Origin of the sequence: Serratia sp. PF-27 (genome assembly GCF_030053255.1) — a bacterium.
Lineage (GTDB): Bacteria > Pseudomonadota > Gammaproteobacteria > Enterobacterales > Enterobacteriaceae > Serratia > Serratia bockelmannii.
Genome location: NZ_JASGBT010000008.1, coordinates 40980 through 56494 on the forward strand (window position 1 = coordinate 40980; position 15515 = coordinate 56494).

A 15515-nucleotide genomic window follows, 5' to 3' on the forward strand; every position below is an offset into this window, starting at 1 on the left:
CAGGAAGGGGTTTCCGCGGCCTGAGAAGATTCAGTCTCAGAATAACACCGCCGCAGGCGGTGTGAGTACATTTTTTGCACAATGTACAGCTGTCGCAGGACCGGGATAAAGCTCCGCACCTGACCGGTCATCCGGGGCAGCAGATGGCCCCGGCATTCATCAGGCTATTCAGTCTCGTAAAATTTGGGCTCTCTGAGCGCTTCGCTGACTTCATCCAGCAGCTGCCTCAGGGCCATTTTTCCGGGAAGTTTCCCCATGGTTTTCCCGTCACAGGACGTGCGGGCGGCCCTGGCAGCGAAGTCCATGAAGCGCCTGTCCTCCCACAGCTGACCAATCATCATCATATTAAAGCCAATCTGCAGGCTGGCGCTGACGTCGTACTCGTCGCCGGGGCTGAAGATACTTTCCAGCTCCGCCCGCGCGTCCTCGTTCATCCGGCTGAAATCCTGATCGCGGTACCACACCACGCACTGTTTTATTCCGACACCCATCAGCTGTGCAAACTCTGCTTCTTCGTTCTCGGTCATACATCCTCAGAGGAACTCATCAAAAATCCGCAGGCAGCAGTGCATGCTGGCCACGATCACAAATAAGCATTGTAGTGCAGCCGGTCCTGGCTGGATATCTGATCTGATACCGATGCTGTTTAGTAATAAAACGCGCGGGTTTGGCGACAGTTCCTGCGGAGTTGAAAATTTTATACTCTGAAATAAATAAAAACGCCGAAGCAGTACGCTACCACGTCTTTCTGGAGCAATCCTTTAGGGGGCCTGGTTTGATAAAAATGGAAGGGATGGCGGCATCAAGCGAATTGATATATCCCGAGACAGGCAGATGCTCCGGCGCATTGATGCATTAACCAAGAGCGTGTGCGGCGACCGATCTGCATCGACGTTTTTAAGTCAGCAAACCCGTTCCGGCATTTATTGTCCGGAGAAGGTTCCCCCTTACTCTGAATCCCCTGTTTGTAAAATGACAACCGAGTCATCCGTGAATAATTTTTTCCATCTTATTATTCAGGTGAATATAAAGGCATTCGGTAGAAATTGAAAATAAATGTCTTTAATAGACCGTCACGACATCAGACCCAACCCTGAACGATAAACACTCGTAACCTGATAGAATCACAAAATTGATTTGTGACAGGATCGTTGCAGCAATCTGATGAAACTACATTCAGATGTACACATTTACGTTTTTCTTGCGTTATGAAACATAAAAAAACCTGATATCTTGATCCAGGCATCATTTTTTATAAAACCTGTTCAGATTATTGCTTTTTAAATAAAGTTAAAACTCCTGCAAATGGCTTACTGAACCATCATCTAACATCACTAAAATAAATAAAATAGATTATTAAACCAAGAAGAACAAATAAATTAGTATTTCGGTGCATTCTTGTATCTGCATGAACAATATGCGAGTCTGGTTCTCCATTAAAATGAAACAACGGTTCGCCTATCAAACCATGCAGAGGCAGTATGGAACATCTCGTTGCGAGTGTGGATATCGCGCTCAGGCTGATGAATATCATTGCTGAAAAAGGCGCAATGGGTCTTACAGAATTATCCAGAGTGAGCGGCATCAATAAATCCCGCGTCTACAGGCTTATGTGTACGCTGGAAGACAGGCATTACATCGTTAAGTCCGGAGAACCGGTTGTTTACAGGCTGGGTTATCAGGCTCTTGTGGTAGGGCGAAGCGCAAAAGAGCAGAACACTCTCGTCAGGCTCGCAGGTCCGATCCTCGACCATTTGCAGTCAATGCATGATGAAAATCTTCAGATCCGGGTCCGTGAGCATGATGAAATGGTACAAATTATGTCAAGGGCTTCAATGCAACCATTACAGGTAAGAAGCCGTGCAGGAAATCGCAGAAGGCTTGGCGAGGGCGCTTCCGGCGAAGTGCTTCTGGCATTTGCTCCACAGGCGGTGCAGGAAATCTTTATCAGAGAAAATGAAAACGGCATCGGATTTACGGATTATCTGAATAACATTCGTGAGAAAAATATTGCCATCACCAAAGGTGCTATAACGCCGGGGATATGGGCGTTTGCCGTCCCGGTTTTTGATGAAAATATGATGTGTGTTGCGTCTATGAGCCTTAGTGCGCCTGCTGAGCGAGCGATGAATAAAGAGAGGCAGTTCATAAAGTCTCTTGTGACCTGTTCATGCGAGCTCTCTGCTGAATTAGCCTGTCCGAAAGAGCACCTGGAGAGGGCGTATACGGCCCTCAATCTGGAGAGCGAAAATGACTGCTGAAATAAAAAATGCATTACAGGAAAAAAAGAATACTAATCCTTCTCTTGTTTTACTTGTTGTCTTGATTCTGGCGGTAGTACTGACGTGGATAATTGATTCCGGGGAATATCAAAGAAGTGATAAAAAAATCATTGCCGGCACATATCACGTTATTAATAAAAACCGCACGCCTGAAAATATTCTTGGTTTGTCTTCGGGAGAGCCCGATACACAATCAGCTTCGCCGGCTGGAATAATTCAAGCGCTTCGATCCATACCGGAAGGAATAATTAAACAATCCGGTTTAATCATCATGGTTCTGTTTATTGGAGGGATGTTCGGCATTCTTAACCAGACCGGAGCCATAATGAAAGGGCTTGAAAAAGTACTTTATATTACCAAAGGCAGAATTATTGTTCTTGTGCCTGCGCTCATGCTCTGCTTTTCGGCAGGGTCTACCTTCCTGGGATTAGCAAAGGAATACTTGCTGCTGGTACCCCTTGTTGTCGGGCTTTTAGCCCGGATAGGTTTACCTGCCATCTATGGCCTCGGGATAGTCGCCATCTCTGTAAAGCTTGGATACATGTCTTCAGTTACCAATCCCTACGCGCTGACCATCGCACAGCCGCTGGCAGGCGTGCCACTGTTTAGCGGTATGCCTCTGAGAATTGGCGGTTATATCATTTTTCTTATAACTGGCGTTCTGTTTATGATTATGGCGATACGCAGACACGGCTGTCTGCCATATCAGCGGGAAACAGGGGGCGAAACGACCCTGACCGGCAGACAGCGTATGCTTCTTTTGCTGCTGATATCAGGTGTAGCTGCAATGGTTTTTGGCGCGCAAAAATGGCACTGGAAAAACAATGATATTGCTGCCTGGTATCTTTTCATGAGCATTGTAATATCCGCATTCTCCGGCATGAGCGCTAACGCATGCGCTGATGCTTTTGTTGAAGGAATGAAGAAGACGCTTATTGCAGCTTTACTTATTGGACTCGCAACCGCCGTTGAAATTGTCCTCACTAAAGCTCAGGTTCTGGATACGATTATTTTTAATCTGTCTAATCTGGTGAGTAATCACGGCCCGCTGGTATCCGCATACAGTATGTTTACAACTCAGCTAATACTGGATTTTGCTATACCTTCTACCTCCGGTCAGGCGGCTGTGACCATGCCTGTCATGGCACCGCTGGGTCAGTTATCAGGAGTATCAGCCCAGAGCACCGTGCTTGCTTTTTTGCTGGGGCACGGCCTGACAAATTTAATAACACCCACATCAAGCGGACTGTTAGTGCTTCTGGCCGCGGCACAGGTAGGCTGGGCTCAGTGGGCGAAATTCATTCTTCCTCTTTTCTTTATATATGCCCTTATGGCAATCGGCATGCTCAGCTTTGCAATTTACACGGGATACTGACCGGAGAATATAATGATTACTGACGACCGTCATATGATGAACGTAATGATACCCATGCGCGATGGGATAAAATTATCAACGGATATTTATCTTCCTTCCGGCACAGGCTGCTGGCCGGTTATTATAGAGCGTACACCTTACGGAAAAAATAAATACTCACGTTCAGAATCCACTTCTGATGGAGCGAAAATCTCCAGGACGGAGATGGCGCGGTCTTTCACGGACAGAGGGTATGTTCTGGTTATTCAGGATTGCCGGGGACGATATGAATCTGAGGGTACTTTCATTAAGTATACCGGTGAAGGGGAGGACGGGTTCGACACACTTTCATGGCTGGCCAGCCAGCCGTGGTGCAACGGAAAGATAGGCAGCATGGGACTGTCCTACGCCGCGCATACTCAGCTGGCAATGGCCTGCCTTAAGCCTCCTGCACTGTGCGCTATGGTTCTTGATTCCGGCGGTTTCAGTAACGCGTGGGAATGTGGAATACGCCAGGGAGGTGCATTTGAAATGAAACAGGTCACCTGGGCATACAGACAGGCGAAGGAAAGCCCCCGCGCCAAAGGGGACCAGCGGATCCGCGATGCACTTGACAATGAAAATATTACAGACTGGTTCAGACGATTTCCCTGGTTTCCGGGGCATTCACCTCTTCGGCATGTGCCGGAATATGAGAGCTACCTGTTGGAACAATGGAATAACTGCGATTTTGATGAATACTGGAAGCGCAACGGTATCTGGGCACAGGGCTGTTATGACGATCTGCCGGATATTCCGGTTTTATTTATGTCGAGCTGGTATGACAATTATGTCAGTTCTACGCTAAACAATTTCCGGGCCTTCGGTAAAGGTAGCCACAGGCACAGGCTGATTATGGGGCCGTGGTTACATGGCGACAGAAACCAAAGCTTCAGCGGTGATGTGGATTTCGGAGAACAGGCCTGCTTCGACGGAAATATTGAAACCACCTGGCTTGAATGCAGACTCAAATGGTTTGATAAAACCATCCGGCATTCCGAAAACGACAAAATAATCCCGGATGTTTCTGTGTTTTGTATGGGCGGCGGGACCGGAAAAAAAAATCATCAGGGCCGACTCGACCATGGAGGAAAATGGCTTCACAGTGATAAATGGCCCCTGCAGGGCACAACTCAGAAAACATTCTGGCTTGATGCGGGAGGAAAACTTGCCTCAGAAAAACCCGCCGCGCAGAACTGCATAAATTACCTCTCCGACCCCCGCAATCCAGTGCCCACTATAGGTGGATCGCTGACCTCAGGATTACCCGTGTTCAGGGGAGGGGCATTTGATCAGAGAGAATATCCGGAATTTTTTGGCACCCGGGGAGATGGCTTACCCCTCAGCGCCCGCGCAGACGTGCTGGCTTTTCAGACAGCCGTACTTGAGCAGGATCTTCTCGTTGCGGGAGAAATCGCCGTTACGCTATGGGTAAGCAGTGATGCGCCTGATACCGATTTTACCGCCAAGCTTATTGACGTCTATCCTCCGAATGAAGATTATCCTCAGGGATATGCAATGAATATTACTGACGGCATAATCAGATGTAGATACAGAAACGGTGGAGAGCCAGCCGGGGACATTACCGGCGACAGGCAGATTGAGTTGGTTATCACACCTTTTGCGACATGCAACCTGTTCAGGGCTGGACATCGTCTCCGACTCGATATCGCGAGCAGTAACTTCCCCCACTTCGATTGCAATCCAAATACGGGCGTTAAACCCTGCGATGGACGAGTAACCCGGATTGCCCGCAACACCGTCTGGTTCGGAAATCATACCCCCTCACATCTATCCTTGTTAGTGCTGGAAGCCACCTGAGAGCGTTTTAAATAGTTACTGATTTGTTCAGGAGAATGAATTTAAACTTGTAAGCTGGACATTATGCGTCAGCAGAACAAGTGGCTCCGTTCCTGTAGCCACTTGTTCTGCTGACGAAGAGGCCTTTAAATGGCCTCGTTCTGGGGGACTTAATATCTGTGTGAGGCTGCCGGCGCAGAGAATTAAAATTGCTATATCGCTTATTTTCCTTCACCAAGGTTACCCTGCCCTGAAGTGCAGAATTCTTTTAGATAAAAATAAGCCAGCAATATTTTCGCTTCATCCTCAATGCCATTAACGTCCACATTTATTCTTTTTTGTAAAAGCTTACATGTGTTTTCAAAATCCTCCCCGCGATGACAGGATAGCATCCGTACTGAACTTATTAACTGCTCTTTTTTTTCCGACGGACTATAACCACTGCTTAAAATAACTTTCGTTATGTTCGCATGACTCATCTTCACTTTCCTCATTGCAGAGTAAAAGAAAGGGATAGCATCCTTTTAAACTGCATTCAACTTCGTTTATTGAAAAGCAATAAACAGAGAGTTCATGTCTGGCGTATCAGTACACTGCTTATGAGAAATACACACAATGGAGTTCCTATGACAGAGATAAACGCATCGGCATCCGGTCAGTTCACGCTGGGTGATATCACGATAAATCGACTGGGCTATGGCGCAATGCGCATTGTCGGGGACGGCATCTGGGGAGCGCCGGCAGATAAAAAATCCTGCCTTGAAACACTGCGCCGCTTACCGGAAATAGGGGTTAACTTCATCGATACGGCTGACAGCTACGGTCCTGATATCAGTGAAGAACTCATCCGGGAAGCGCTACATCCTTACGACAACCTGTTGATTGCCACCAAGGGCGGATTTACCCGTCACGGTCCGAATGTCTGGAAACCGGTTGGCCGGCCTGAGTATCTTCGCCAGACCGTTCTGATGAGCCTCCGCAAACTCGGAGTTGAACAGATTGGCCTTTGGCAGCTGCATCGTGTTGACCCTCTTGTTCCCGCTGATGAACAGTTTGGTGTTATAGCAGAAATGCAGAAGGAGGGGCTGATCAGGCACGCCGGCCTGAGTGAAGTCAGTATTGAACAGATTCAGTGTGCACAACGCCACTTCCCGGTAGTGTCAGTTCAGAACATGTTTAATCTCGTTACCCGCACACATGAAGACGTGCTCGATTATTGTACGGAAAACAATATCGGATTTATTCCATGGTTCCCGTTGGGAGCAGGGGATCTCGCCAAGTCAGGGTCGTTACTCGACACGCTCTCCAGAGAGAAGGGTTACAGTCCGAGCCAGATCGCCCTTGCGTGGGTCCTGAAACGAAGCCCGGTCCTGCTGCCTATTCCGGGCACAAGCAAAATCCGCCATCTCGAAGAGAACGTGGCGGCGGCCAGTGTTCACCTTACGGACGAAGAGTTTCGCCTGCTGGACCAGCTGGGACGCGAGGCGCCAGAAACGCCAGGACCAGGGGCCTGATGAGGCCGGGTCATCCGGGGGAAACGACGCCCGGATGGTACATCCCTGCACAGCCGGTTAAAGGCTGTGCTAATAAGGAGGAACGAATATGTACACGCTGTATTACTGGCCAGGCTATTGCTCGCTGGCGGCGCACATAGTACTGAACTGGACGGGAGCGGATTATGTTCTTGTAAAAACAGATGAAAAAACCCGCCGTTCGCAGAGTTTTCTGATGATGAACCCATCCGGTACCGTTCCGGTGCTGAAAGCAGACTTTCCCGGAAAAAAATGGACGCTGAGTCAGAACATTGCCATTCTGTTCTGCCTGGCACAGGAGTTTCCGGAGGCCGGACTGCTGGGAGACCCTTCTTCACGGGGAGAGATCAGCGTCCTGCGCTGGCTGGGCTACATTAATTCCGATGTGCATAAGACGTTCACTCCGCTGCTCCACCCTGAACGGATACCCGGGACCGCCGACGTGAAAGCGGAGGTGAAAAGCAAAGCGCTGCAGACGCTCGTTCATCATCTCGGCATACTGAACGATGCGATGGGTAAAAACCGCTGGCTTGTGAATAACAGGCGCTCCGTGGCTGACCCTTATCTTCTGGTCATTCTGCGCTGGTCTAAAATGCTCGACGTAAAACTGACAGATTATCCTTCGCTGGACCGCTTTTATAAGCACATGGGCAGGGATGATAGCGTGACTGCGGCGCTCAGGCAGGAATCAACTGAGCTGTAATCGCGTCAAACTCCCCCGCATGGCACTTCCGGTTTATCGGGAGGCGCCATGTTCTCACTTTAAAAAGCATATTCAGTCCTGTCGCTGCATAATGTGTAGACGCCGGTGAGACGTGTTCAGGATAAATATCGGGGTCCTTCAGCGCGCAAGAAATCCTGAACGCCCTCACTGCTGATAAAAAACCGCCCTTATCCGGAGCCGACGCCGTCCTCCCGGCGCGGGTACCGGCACAGACCGGCGAATGAATCGGACCCGGCTGACACCCTCTTCACAAGCGCCCCCTTTGCGCATGTTCATTTAAGCAAACCCGGTAAAAGGCATGAGTTTTTAAACGATCCGCACTGACTGGCATTATTCTCTGCCGGGTAAGCATCCTGACAGTAGAGGGGTAAATGTCCTCAGCGCTTTTCTGTTTTTACAGGCGGTTCTTTTTGCTCACAGCCGATCCTGTCCGCAGCCAGGCAGTAATGTAGTGCATCCTCCACAAACGTACCCGGCACGGAGTGTCCCGCCTGATGGAAACGGAAAATAAGGTTGTTGTTATTCACCTCTAGCTCACGCGCCATGCGCTGCGTCATGCAGTAGGGTAAGACTCTGTCATTATCTGCATGACTGATAAAGATATTTTTCCCCGTAACGTTTCCCAGATAAAATCCCGGTGACCAGGCAACGATGTGGGTAACCTCAGCACAGCGCCCTCCCAGGCTGAGCGCATAGGATGCGCCATCGGAAAAGCCTGCCATCACAATATGTTTGTCATCTATCGTGTACCGATTCTTCAGCCACGCCAGCTGCCGGACAACAGCGTCTGCATCCTCACCCCATCCGCCGCGCAGCAGATCCCATGAATCCGCACCGGAGCGGGGAGCAAAAAGAATGAACCGGAACGTCTCCGACAGGTTATGCAGCTGAGCCAGTGCACCTCCATCTTCGCCGCCCGCTCCGTGGAAGAAGATAACTAAGGGAGCTGGCGCGCTGCTTTTGAGTGAAGGAAGCGATAAGGATGCTGAATAATCCGACAGCGTCAGCGTGTATCGCTTAACGGCGGTCGTGTCGGGTTCATGCATGGACGGGAACAGATTGCTGCTGATTTCATCAGATTCATTCATTATGATTCTCTGAAGACAATGAAAAAAGCCAGGATGTTATTCCCGGCTTTTTCTGAGGGTATCGGAGCTGACTGACCGGCAGACACTACACGTCCTTCCCTGGAAGACACAGCGCCGGTTCAGTCACGCAGACATCAGCTGGTTTTTTTTACCAGGCCCATCTGCAGAAGTGCGTCAATAGCACCTTCCTGACCCACTTCGGATTTCACCTTACCGTTTTCAATTTCGATAATGGTGGTGCCGGTGAAACGAATGACCTTACCGGAATTGGCCGGCAGAGGTCCACCGAATGGCGACTCAGTGAAGGCTTTACCGGTATGCGTACCGCCGCCGTCCCAGGTGGCAACCACTTTATTACCTTCTTCGATCAACTCACCGGTTGCCCAGAAGTTCAGATCCTGGAAAGATTCACGGAAGTCAGTCAGCATGGCGATGACCGCTTCCGGACCGCGGAATTCACCGTGCATTGGATAGTGGAAGAAAATATCATCCGCCGCCAGTTCGCGAATAACTTCCGGGTTATAGTTTGCACCCCAGACTGAATCAAACCATTTGGCGACCAGTTCTTTATTTTTACTCATAATCCCTACTCCTGTTATCTTTAGTCATGCGGCTGTCGTTCACCGCGAGGTTAAAGATACCGACTTCGTCTTTATGAAAACCTCTGTTTCTTGCTAACTGAATATATTTTTCGTGAGTTTATGGCAAAGGAAAAAAATAAAAAAAATCAGGTTTTACTTTCCTGAAAATGACGCGACGATAACTGGCGGTTATTCAGGACGGGTCTGCGACGCTTTCCATTCCCGATATTTTTCTTTCATGCAGGTTCCGCAGGGACGATAGCCGGCGGCGATCGCCGTCATTTCATCCGCAAAGAAAACGCGGTGTTTGACATAGTGGCCCTTTGCCAGCGCTCTGAGCGCAGCCGGACAGTCCATGCGCCCGTAAATCTTATTCCTGCGATGGCCACCAAGCCGCCCCGGAGTTCGGCTTTCATAAGGTTTACCGTCGCTCCCCAGCAGGGTCCATGATGTTTTCATCGTCACTCCAGTTGTTATCAAGTATGGACAGGGCGTACCGGCACACCGCGCGCCAGTGCGGATCACCCGTAAAGTCAAAGGATGACAGGCAGGCTTTCAGATTGTCGTCACTGACCGTAATGCCCTTCAGATGACAGCGAATGACCATTTCGCCCAGCATGGCGGCAACATCGCTGACGAACGCTCTTTCATGACCGGATGTCATATTCATTCCTCAGTGCGTCCTGACTCGCCTGAACGTCAGGTTAAAGCGAACGCATTCTGTCGACGGCCAGGGTGGGATCCCGCCCTTCAGCGGCAGAACGCCGTGGTAGTTAAGGCGGGAGGGGCCTCCCCAGACCATCACATCGCCCTGTGTGAGAATATATCGGGCGCATGCCTGTTCCCGGCTCAGCCCGCCGAACAGGAAGACGGCCGGCAGTCCCAGCGACACGGAAACGATGGGTTGAGACATATCGCGTTCGTTTTTGTCCTGATGCAGGGTCAGCCTTGCGCCCGGGGAATATCGGTTGATCAGACAGGCGTCGGGGCTGAACGACGGATATCCCGCCGCCGCGGCTGCCATTTCTGCCAGCTGACGGAACTTGTCGGGCATGGATGGCCAGCTCCGCCCTGTGTCAGGATCGGTTGCCGTATACCGGTACCCGAATTCGTCGCTCATCCAGCCCAGATCTCCGCAGCTGGTCATACTGACTGACATAACGTGTCCGCCAGGGGTGCGGAGCTGTCTGAATGGTGCCATGCTGGCTATAGTGCTTATGCTTCCAAGCAGCCGTGCTGTGTCGTCACCGGCGAATCCCCGCAGAATAGTGGCGCCCGGCGCGACCTTTTCTTCCCACTGTCGCACCATGCTGTCATCATCTGAAAAGAGATCCTCTATCATAAGGGGATCACTGAGCGTCGTGGAAAATCACGCCCAGCGTATGGCGCTGGCCGCTGCGTATTTTGCTGACGCCGTGTCGCATATTGACGCGATAAATGCCTTTAGTGCCCTGTACCGGTCGGTGATGAACGGCGAAAATTACCGCATCTCCCTTACCAAGGCGCACCACTTCGGGCCGCGTCTGCATCCGCGGACGCTGCTCGGTCATGACAAATTCACCGCCGGTAAAATCAACGTCCGGTTCAGAAAGCAGAAAGGCCACCTGCAGCGGGAAAACCAGATCGCCGTATAGATCCTGATGAAGGCAATTGTAATCCCCCTGCGCATACTGTAACAGTAACGGCGTCGGTCGGGTCTGACCTGCGGCGTGACACTTTTCAAGATAAGCCTGATGAGTTGGCGGATAATGTACATCAATATTCATCAGGGTGTTCCACCGGTTGGCAATGTCTGCCAGTCCCGGATACAGCTCTGTGCGCAGCGTCGTAACAGGGTCCGGTAGCGGATAGCTGAAATATTTGTATTCCCCTTTTCCGAATCCGTGCCTTGCGAGATGGATATGCGTACGGAAGCGATCGCCGTCCGGGTACAGTGCGGCGAGGCCGTCACAGAGTTCCGGAGTGAGCAGCTGCGGCAGACGAGCACACCCAAACGCAGAAAGCTCTTCGCTGACGGAGTCCCAGTTAATTTTGCCTAGCCGATCCTGCAGCAACGTTGTTGCCGGCCCTTGTGCTGTATTACTCATGATACTTTTGCCTCTTTATTCAGAAGGGCACGCTTACGCTCCACGCCCCAGCGGTATCCCGACAGGGCACCGTCATTTTTCACGACGCGGTGGCAGGGGATCGCCACCGCCAGCATGTTAGCCGCGCAGGCGCCGGCTACGGCCCGGACAGCTCTGGGTGATCCTATCCGCAGCGCAATATCGGAATAACTGACCGTTGCGCCAACGGGAATATCGCGCAGAGCCTGCCAGACGCGCTGCTGAAATGCCGTTCCCCGGATATCCAGCGGTAAATCCAGTCCGAGTTCCGGTGCCTCAACGAATCCTACGACCCGCGCAACGAGTTTCTCAAAATCAGCATCTCCTCCCACCAGATCGGCCTGCGGGAATTTATCCTGCAGATCCTTCAGCAGGGCGTCCGGGTCCTCGCCAAGCAGAATGGCGCAGATCCCCTTGTCGCTCTGCGCCACCAGAATGTCACCCAGTGAACAGATGCCCAGTGCAAAATAGATGGTTGTGCCCTTCCCCCCCGCCCGCCACGTTTTGGGCGTCATTCCCAGCATTGCCGATGAATTTTCATAAAAGCGGCTGTTCGAGTTAAAACCGGCATCGAATATGGCGTCCGTCACGCTGACATTGTCGTTCAGGGCCTCGCGCAGTCGCTGATTACGGTGTGCGCTGGCATACGCTTTTGGCGTCAGTCCGGTTATTGACTTAAACAGCCGGTGGAAATGAAACGTACTCATGCCCACGTGAACGGCGATATCGGCCAGCGCTGCCTCTCCCTCGCACGCTTCAATATACCGGCAGGCTTCCGCAATCCTGGCAGAGTGATCGGTTTCCAGTTCCGGTTGTCCCCGACGCAGGCGTTTACTCGGGCGGTACCCCTGTGCCTCCGCGGCTTCCGGCGTGTCGAAGAATTCAATGTTTTCGCGTTTCGGCAGGCGCGCCGCGCCGGAAGGCTGGCAGTAAACGCCGGTCGTGCGTACGCCATACACAAAATGACCGTTAGCGTCTTTATTACGCTCAACAATAGCCTGCCAGCGCGCATCATCCGTTGCCCACTGTGATACTTTGTTCATATGTATACCTGTTATCCGAGACCCGGTCATAGCCACCGGCTGACCGGATCTGCCCCGCATCAGGCCGCTGAATGCTTCACAAAAAAGTCACGCAGGGCCTGGTTAAACGCGGCGGGTTGTTCCTCCGGGAAAAGCATTCGCTCACCCGGCAGTTCAATACACTCCCGCGTACCCGGCAGCGTCTTCGCAAGCCAGCTGGCCCACTGTGCGGGGAAGAAGGGATCATCGGTTCCCCACACAATCAGAGCCGGTGCGGCAACCTGCTGCAGTGCTTTTTCGATGCGAACGGTCTGCTGATTGTCAAACGCCAGTACAAATCGTTTGAGATTTTCTACCGTGTTTTCGCTCCGAAGCAGTGGCCCGATATAGGCCTGTACCGTTTCGTCAGACACGTTCTCAGGCCGGGCATAGGCAAGCCCGAAACCGGTCTCTGCGCGGTAGTTATCAGGATGTTCAACCATGCCGCGAAGCGTGTCTCTGAGCCCTCCGGCTTTAACCATGTCGAGAAAACCGGAGAACGACTGCGGTGGCCAGTTGTCATGGACGTCACCGTTGGTCAGTACAAGACTTCGGACGCGGGACGGATAACGCACGGCGAATATCTGTGCTACCCCGACACCGCTGTCGCTGGCAACCAGATCGACGGCGTCAATATCAAGGCTGTCGAGAAAAGCATCCAGCATGTCAGCCTGTGCTTCAAAAGAGACGTTCTGCGAAACTGGCGTTTCCGTATGTCCATGGGCCATCAGGTCCACCGCAATACAGCGCCGGATATCACTGAGAGCCGCCAGCTGATGACGCCACAGATAACCATTAACCATCAGCCCGTGAACGAAAAGGGCCACGGGGCCGTTCCCCTGTTCGGCATAGCTGATGGTACCTTCTGGGATCGTTACCGTACGGCGGAGTGCATCAAATTCTGTATGCGTCATAATTCACCTCTGTTATCAGGCTGGCCTGACGGCCGGCGATGTCATTACTGTCAGGCTGCTATTGTGGTGAAATGCTCACCGCAGGACACTCCGTCTTTTGCTTTTTAATTTTTTCAGGCCAGCCGGGTTACGCCATAAGGACCGAAAATATAAATACGTCCGTCGGTAAAGTGCAGTTGCGGGCAGTTGCCATGACAGACCCATTCAGCCAGTCCCGCGTCAGTGTACGTCTTCATTGCGTCCATTGCGGTCTGCCGCTCCTGGCCGAGAGGAGCCGTCATCTGATATACAGCCGGCCTGTCAGGGCTGGCTGCGCACCCGGCGTGGCGGGCTCCATTAGTATTGCTCATTATGCTTCCTGTTGTTCCTGACCCGCGCCTCAGTGTGCGCGGCGAAATGTCAGGTTGATACGTTGACTCCCCATCCGTTCGTGGTGACCTTTTTTAAGCGTCCGGATGCCGTGGTAGAACATCCGCGAAGGCCCCCCCCATACCACTACGTCCCCATGCTCAAGAAGATAGGGAGTAACGGGAGCGCTGCGTGTTCGCCCGCCGAAATCGAACGTGGCAGGCAGCCCCAGCGAAAACGAGACGATGGGATGAGTAAAGTTCTTTTCGTCTTTGTCCTGATGCAAAGACAATCTGGCACCCGGTATATAACGGTTGATCAGACACGCATCGGAACAGAAGTCGTGATAGCCCGCGACAGCGGCGGCCTGCCGGGCCAGCTGGCTGTAAAGGGCGGGCATTTCAGGCCAGGCATGCCCCGTCTCAGGATCGGTCTCAGAATAACGGTATCCCCGTTCATCGGTTACCCAGCCGCGCGGCCCGCAGTTGGTCATGGCTACTGACATGCGATACCCGCCAGGCGTGACCATGTGCCTGAATGCGGACAGGTCAGTAATACGTTCAAGATTGCGCAGGAGTTCCTGCTCATGTTTAAGCAGAAATCCTTTGAGAAGCACTGCGCCTTCGCTCATCCGGATGAGCTCGTTACCGGAAGAAGATAGCTGTGTCATAGAGGTCTCAGGTCTGGGCGTCATGAAATATGATCCCGGCCGTATGGCGGGTTCCCCTGTGAAGCCGGCTTACGCCATGTCGCATAGCCACTCTGGCATAGCCCCTTGCGCTTTTTACCGGTCGCTGATTGACAGCAAAAACAACGGCATCTCCCTGCCTCAGGGGCACAACCTCAGCCCGGGACGCCATCTGGCTGCGCTGTTCGGTAAGCATAAATTCGCCGCCTTCAAAATCCCGCCCGGGTTCGGAAAGCAGGATCACGACCTGCAGCGGGAAAACGTGTTCACCATAAAGATCCTGATGCAGACAACAATGATCTCCGTTGTGATATTCAAGCAGCAGCGGGGTCGCCTTCTGCTGTCCGGCATCCCGGCATCGAGACAAAAACTCGGCGTGATCGCGCGGGTAGCGTATTGTCAGACCGAGTTTTTCCTGCCACGTATTAGCGATGTCGGCGAGGCCCGGATAAAGTTGCGTACGCAGCGTTTGCGTCAGGTCCGGCAGCGGATAACGAAAATACTGATACTCGCCCCGTCCGAATCCGTGCCGGGCCATAACCACGCGTTTGCGAAAGCGGTCGCCTTCGCTGTAAAGGGCGGCCATGGCTGAGCATTCTTCACGAGTCAGGATGCCGGGGAAAACAGCGCTCCCCTGGGCATCCAGTTCCCGTCTGATAAATGTCCAGTCCACAGCTTCACAGCGTGACGGCACATCACCTGCCGCAGATAACGGAAATGCCGGATTCATAGCACGATCTCCGAACTGAGCAACTGACGTTTACGTCCAATACCCCAGCGGTATCCAGAAAGCGAACCATCTTTACGGATAACCCTGTGACAGGGGATTGCTACGGCGATAACGTTCGCAGCACAGGCGCCGGCCACGGCCCGCACTGCGCCCTTATCACCCAGTTCTCCCGCTATCTGCTGGTATGTCCGTGTTTCACCCGCCGGAACAGCCCTCAGCGCCTTCCAGACGCGCTGCTGAAAGGGAGTACCGCGCACATCCAGTTTGAA

Annotated in this window: 17 protein-coding genes and 1 pseudogene; 5 read left to right on the forward strand and 13 right to left on the reverse strand. The window is 52.1% G+C overall.

Annotation, left to right across the window (positions count from 1 at the left end):
* Nucleotides 1-164: 164 nt before the first annotated feature.
* Nucleotides 165-527, reverse strand: coding sequence for a hypothetical protein (locus QMZ29_RS03670; RefSeq protein ID WP_283216821.1), 363 nt, complete (start codon nt 525-527; stop codon nt 165-167).
* Nucleotides 528-1481: 954 nt separating this feature from the next.
* On the opposite strand from QMZ29_RS03670, the gene QMZ29_RS03675 reads away from it, so the two are divergent.
* The 3 genes from QMZ29_RS03675 to QMZ29_RS03685 are packed head-to-tail and all read left to right on the forward strand — an operon-like array spanning nt 1482 to nt 5496.
* Nucleotides 1482-2261 (forward strand): IclR family transcriptional regulator, encoded by a 780-nt coding sequence (locus QMZ29_RS03675; protein ID WP_283216820.1) that lies wholly within the window; start codon nt 1482-1484, stop codon nt 2259-2261.
* A complete protein-coding gene (locus QMZ29_RS03680) occupies nt 2251-3657 on the forward strand; it encodes a YfcC family protein (RefSeq protein ID WP_283216819.1) in 1407 nt (468 codons plus the stop codon). Before QMZ29_RS03675 ends, QMZ29_RS03680 begins: the two co-directional genes overlap by 11 nt.
* Nucleotides 3658-3669: 12 nt before the next feature.
* Complete coding sequence (locus QMZ29_RS03685; protein WP_283225719.1) at nt 3670-5496, forward strand: CocE/NonD family hydrolase; 1827 nt, start codon at nt 3670-3672, stop codon at nt 5494-5496.
* A gap of 200 nt (nt 5497-5696) precedes the next feature.
* Here QMZ29_RS03685 and QMZ29_RS03690 read toward each other — a convergent pair whose 3' ends face one another.
* Entirely contained in the window at nt 5697-5954 is a 258-nt protein-coding gene (locus QMZ29_RS03690) for a hypothetical protein (RefSeq protein ID WP_283216817.1), read from the reverse strand.
* A gap of 147 nt (nt 5955-6101) precedes the next feature.
* Here QMZ29_RS03690 and QMZ29_RS03695 point away from each other — a divergent pair, with 147 nt between their 5' ends.
* Complete coding sequence (locus tag QMZ29_RS03695) at nt 6102-6989, forward strand: aldo/keto reductase (protein WP_283216816.1); 888 nt, start codon at nt 6102-6104, stop codon at nt 6987-6989.
* 88 nt (nt 6990-7077) lie between these two features.
* Nucleotides 7078-7710 (forward strand): glutathione S-transferase family protein, encoded by a 633-nt coding sequence (locus QMZ29_RS03700; protein ID WP_283003300.1) that lies wholly within the window; start codon nt 7078-7080, stop codon nt 7708-7710.
* A 398-nt stretch (nt 7711-8108) separates the two neighbouring features.
* Here the strand turns inward: QMZ29_RS03700 and QMZ29_RS03705 are convergent, their stop codons facing one another.
* The 11 genes and pseudogenes from QMZ29_RS03705 to QMZ29_RS25795 all read right to left on the reverse strand — a co-directional run.
* Entirely contained in the window at nt 8109-8819 is a 711-nt protein-coding gene (locus tag QMZ29_RS03705) for an alpha/beta hydrolase (RefSeq protein ID WP_283003299.1), read from the reverse strand.
* 134 nt (nt 8820-8953) lie between these two features.
* Complete coding sequence (locus tag QMZ29_RS03710) at nt 8954-9400, reverse strand: ester cyclase (RefSeq protein ID WP_283003298.1); 447 nt, start codon at nt 9398-9400, stop codon at nt 8954-8956.
* 189 nt (nt 9401-9589) lie between these two features.
* Complete coding sequence (locus tag QMZ29_RS03715; RefSeq protein WP_282981190.1) at nt 9590-9859, reverse strand: Ada metal-binding domain-containing protein; 270 nt, start codon at nt 9857-9859, stop codon at nt 9590-9592.
* Entirely contained in the window at nt 9822-10070 is a 249-nt protein-coding gene (locus QMZ29_RS03720) for a hypothetical protein (protein WP_282981189.1), read from the reverse strand. The genes QMZ29_RS03715 and QMZ29_RS03720 overlap by 38 nt, the downstream gene beginning before the upstream one ends.
* Nucleotides 10071-10073: 3 nt before the next feature.
* Nucleotides 10074-10742: a DNA oxidative demethylase AlkB gene (gene alkB, locus QMZ29_RS03725; protein ID WP_282981188.1), complete on the reverse strand. Its 669-nt coding sequence runs from the start codon at nt 10740-10742 to the stop codon at nt 10074-10076.
* A 7-nt stretch (nt 10743-10749) separates the two neighbouring features.
* Nucleotides 10750-11487, reverse strand: coding sequence for a 2OG-Fe(II) oxygenase (locus QMZ29_RS03730; protein WP_282981187.1), 738 nt, complete (start codon nt 11485-11487; stop codon nt 10750-10752).
* Entirely contained in the window at nt 11484-12548 is a 1065-nt protein-coding gene (ada, locus tag QMZ29_RS03735; protein WP_282981186.1) for a bifunctional DNA-binding transcriptional regulator/O6-methylguanine-DNA methyltransferase Ada, read from the reverse strand. Before ada ends, QMZ29_RS03730 begins: the two co-directional genes overlap by 4 nt.
* Nucleotides 12549-12607: 59 nt before the next feature.
* On the reverse strand, nt 12608-13480 hold the full coding sequence (locus QMZ29_RS03740; protein WP_282981185.1) for an alpha/beta fold hydrolase: 873 nt from the start codon (nt 13478-13480) through the stop codon (nt 12608-12610).
* Nucleotides 13481-13859: 379 nt separating this feature from the next.
* Nucleotides 13860-14498, reverse strand: coding sequence for a DNA oxidative demethylase AlkB (gene alkB, locus QMZ29_RS03745; RefSeq protein WP_282981184.1), 639 nt, complete (start codon nt 14496-14498; stop codon nt 13860-13862).
* A gap of 7 nt (nt 14499-14505) precedes the next feature.
* Nucleotides 14506-15246: a 2OG-Fe(II) oxygenase gene (locus tag QMZ29_RS03750; protein WP_282981183.1), complete on the reverse strand. Its 741-nt coding sequence runs from the start codon at nt 15244-15246 to the stop codon at nt 14506-14508.
* Nucleotides 15243-15509: pseudogene (locus QMZ29_RS25795) on the reverse strand (methylated-DNA--[protein]-cysteine S-methyltransferase); the annotation flags it as partial. The pseudogene QMZ29_RS25795 and the gene QMZ29_RS03750, both read right to left, overlap by 4 nt.
* Between the last annotated feature and the right edge of the window lie 6 nt (nt 15510-15515).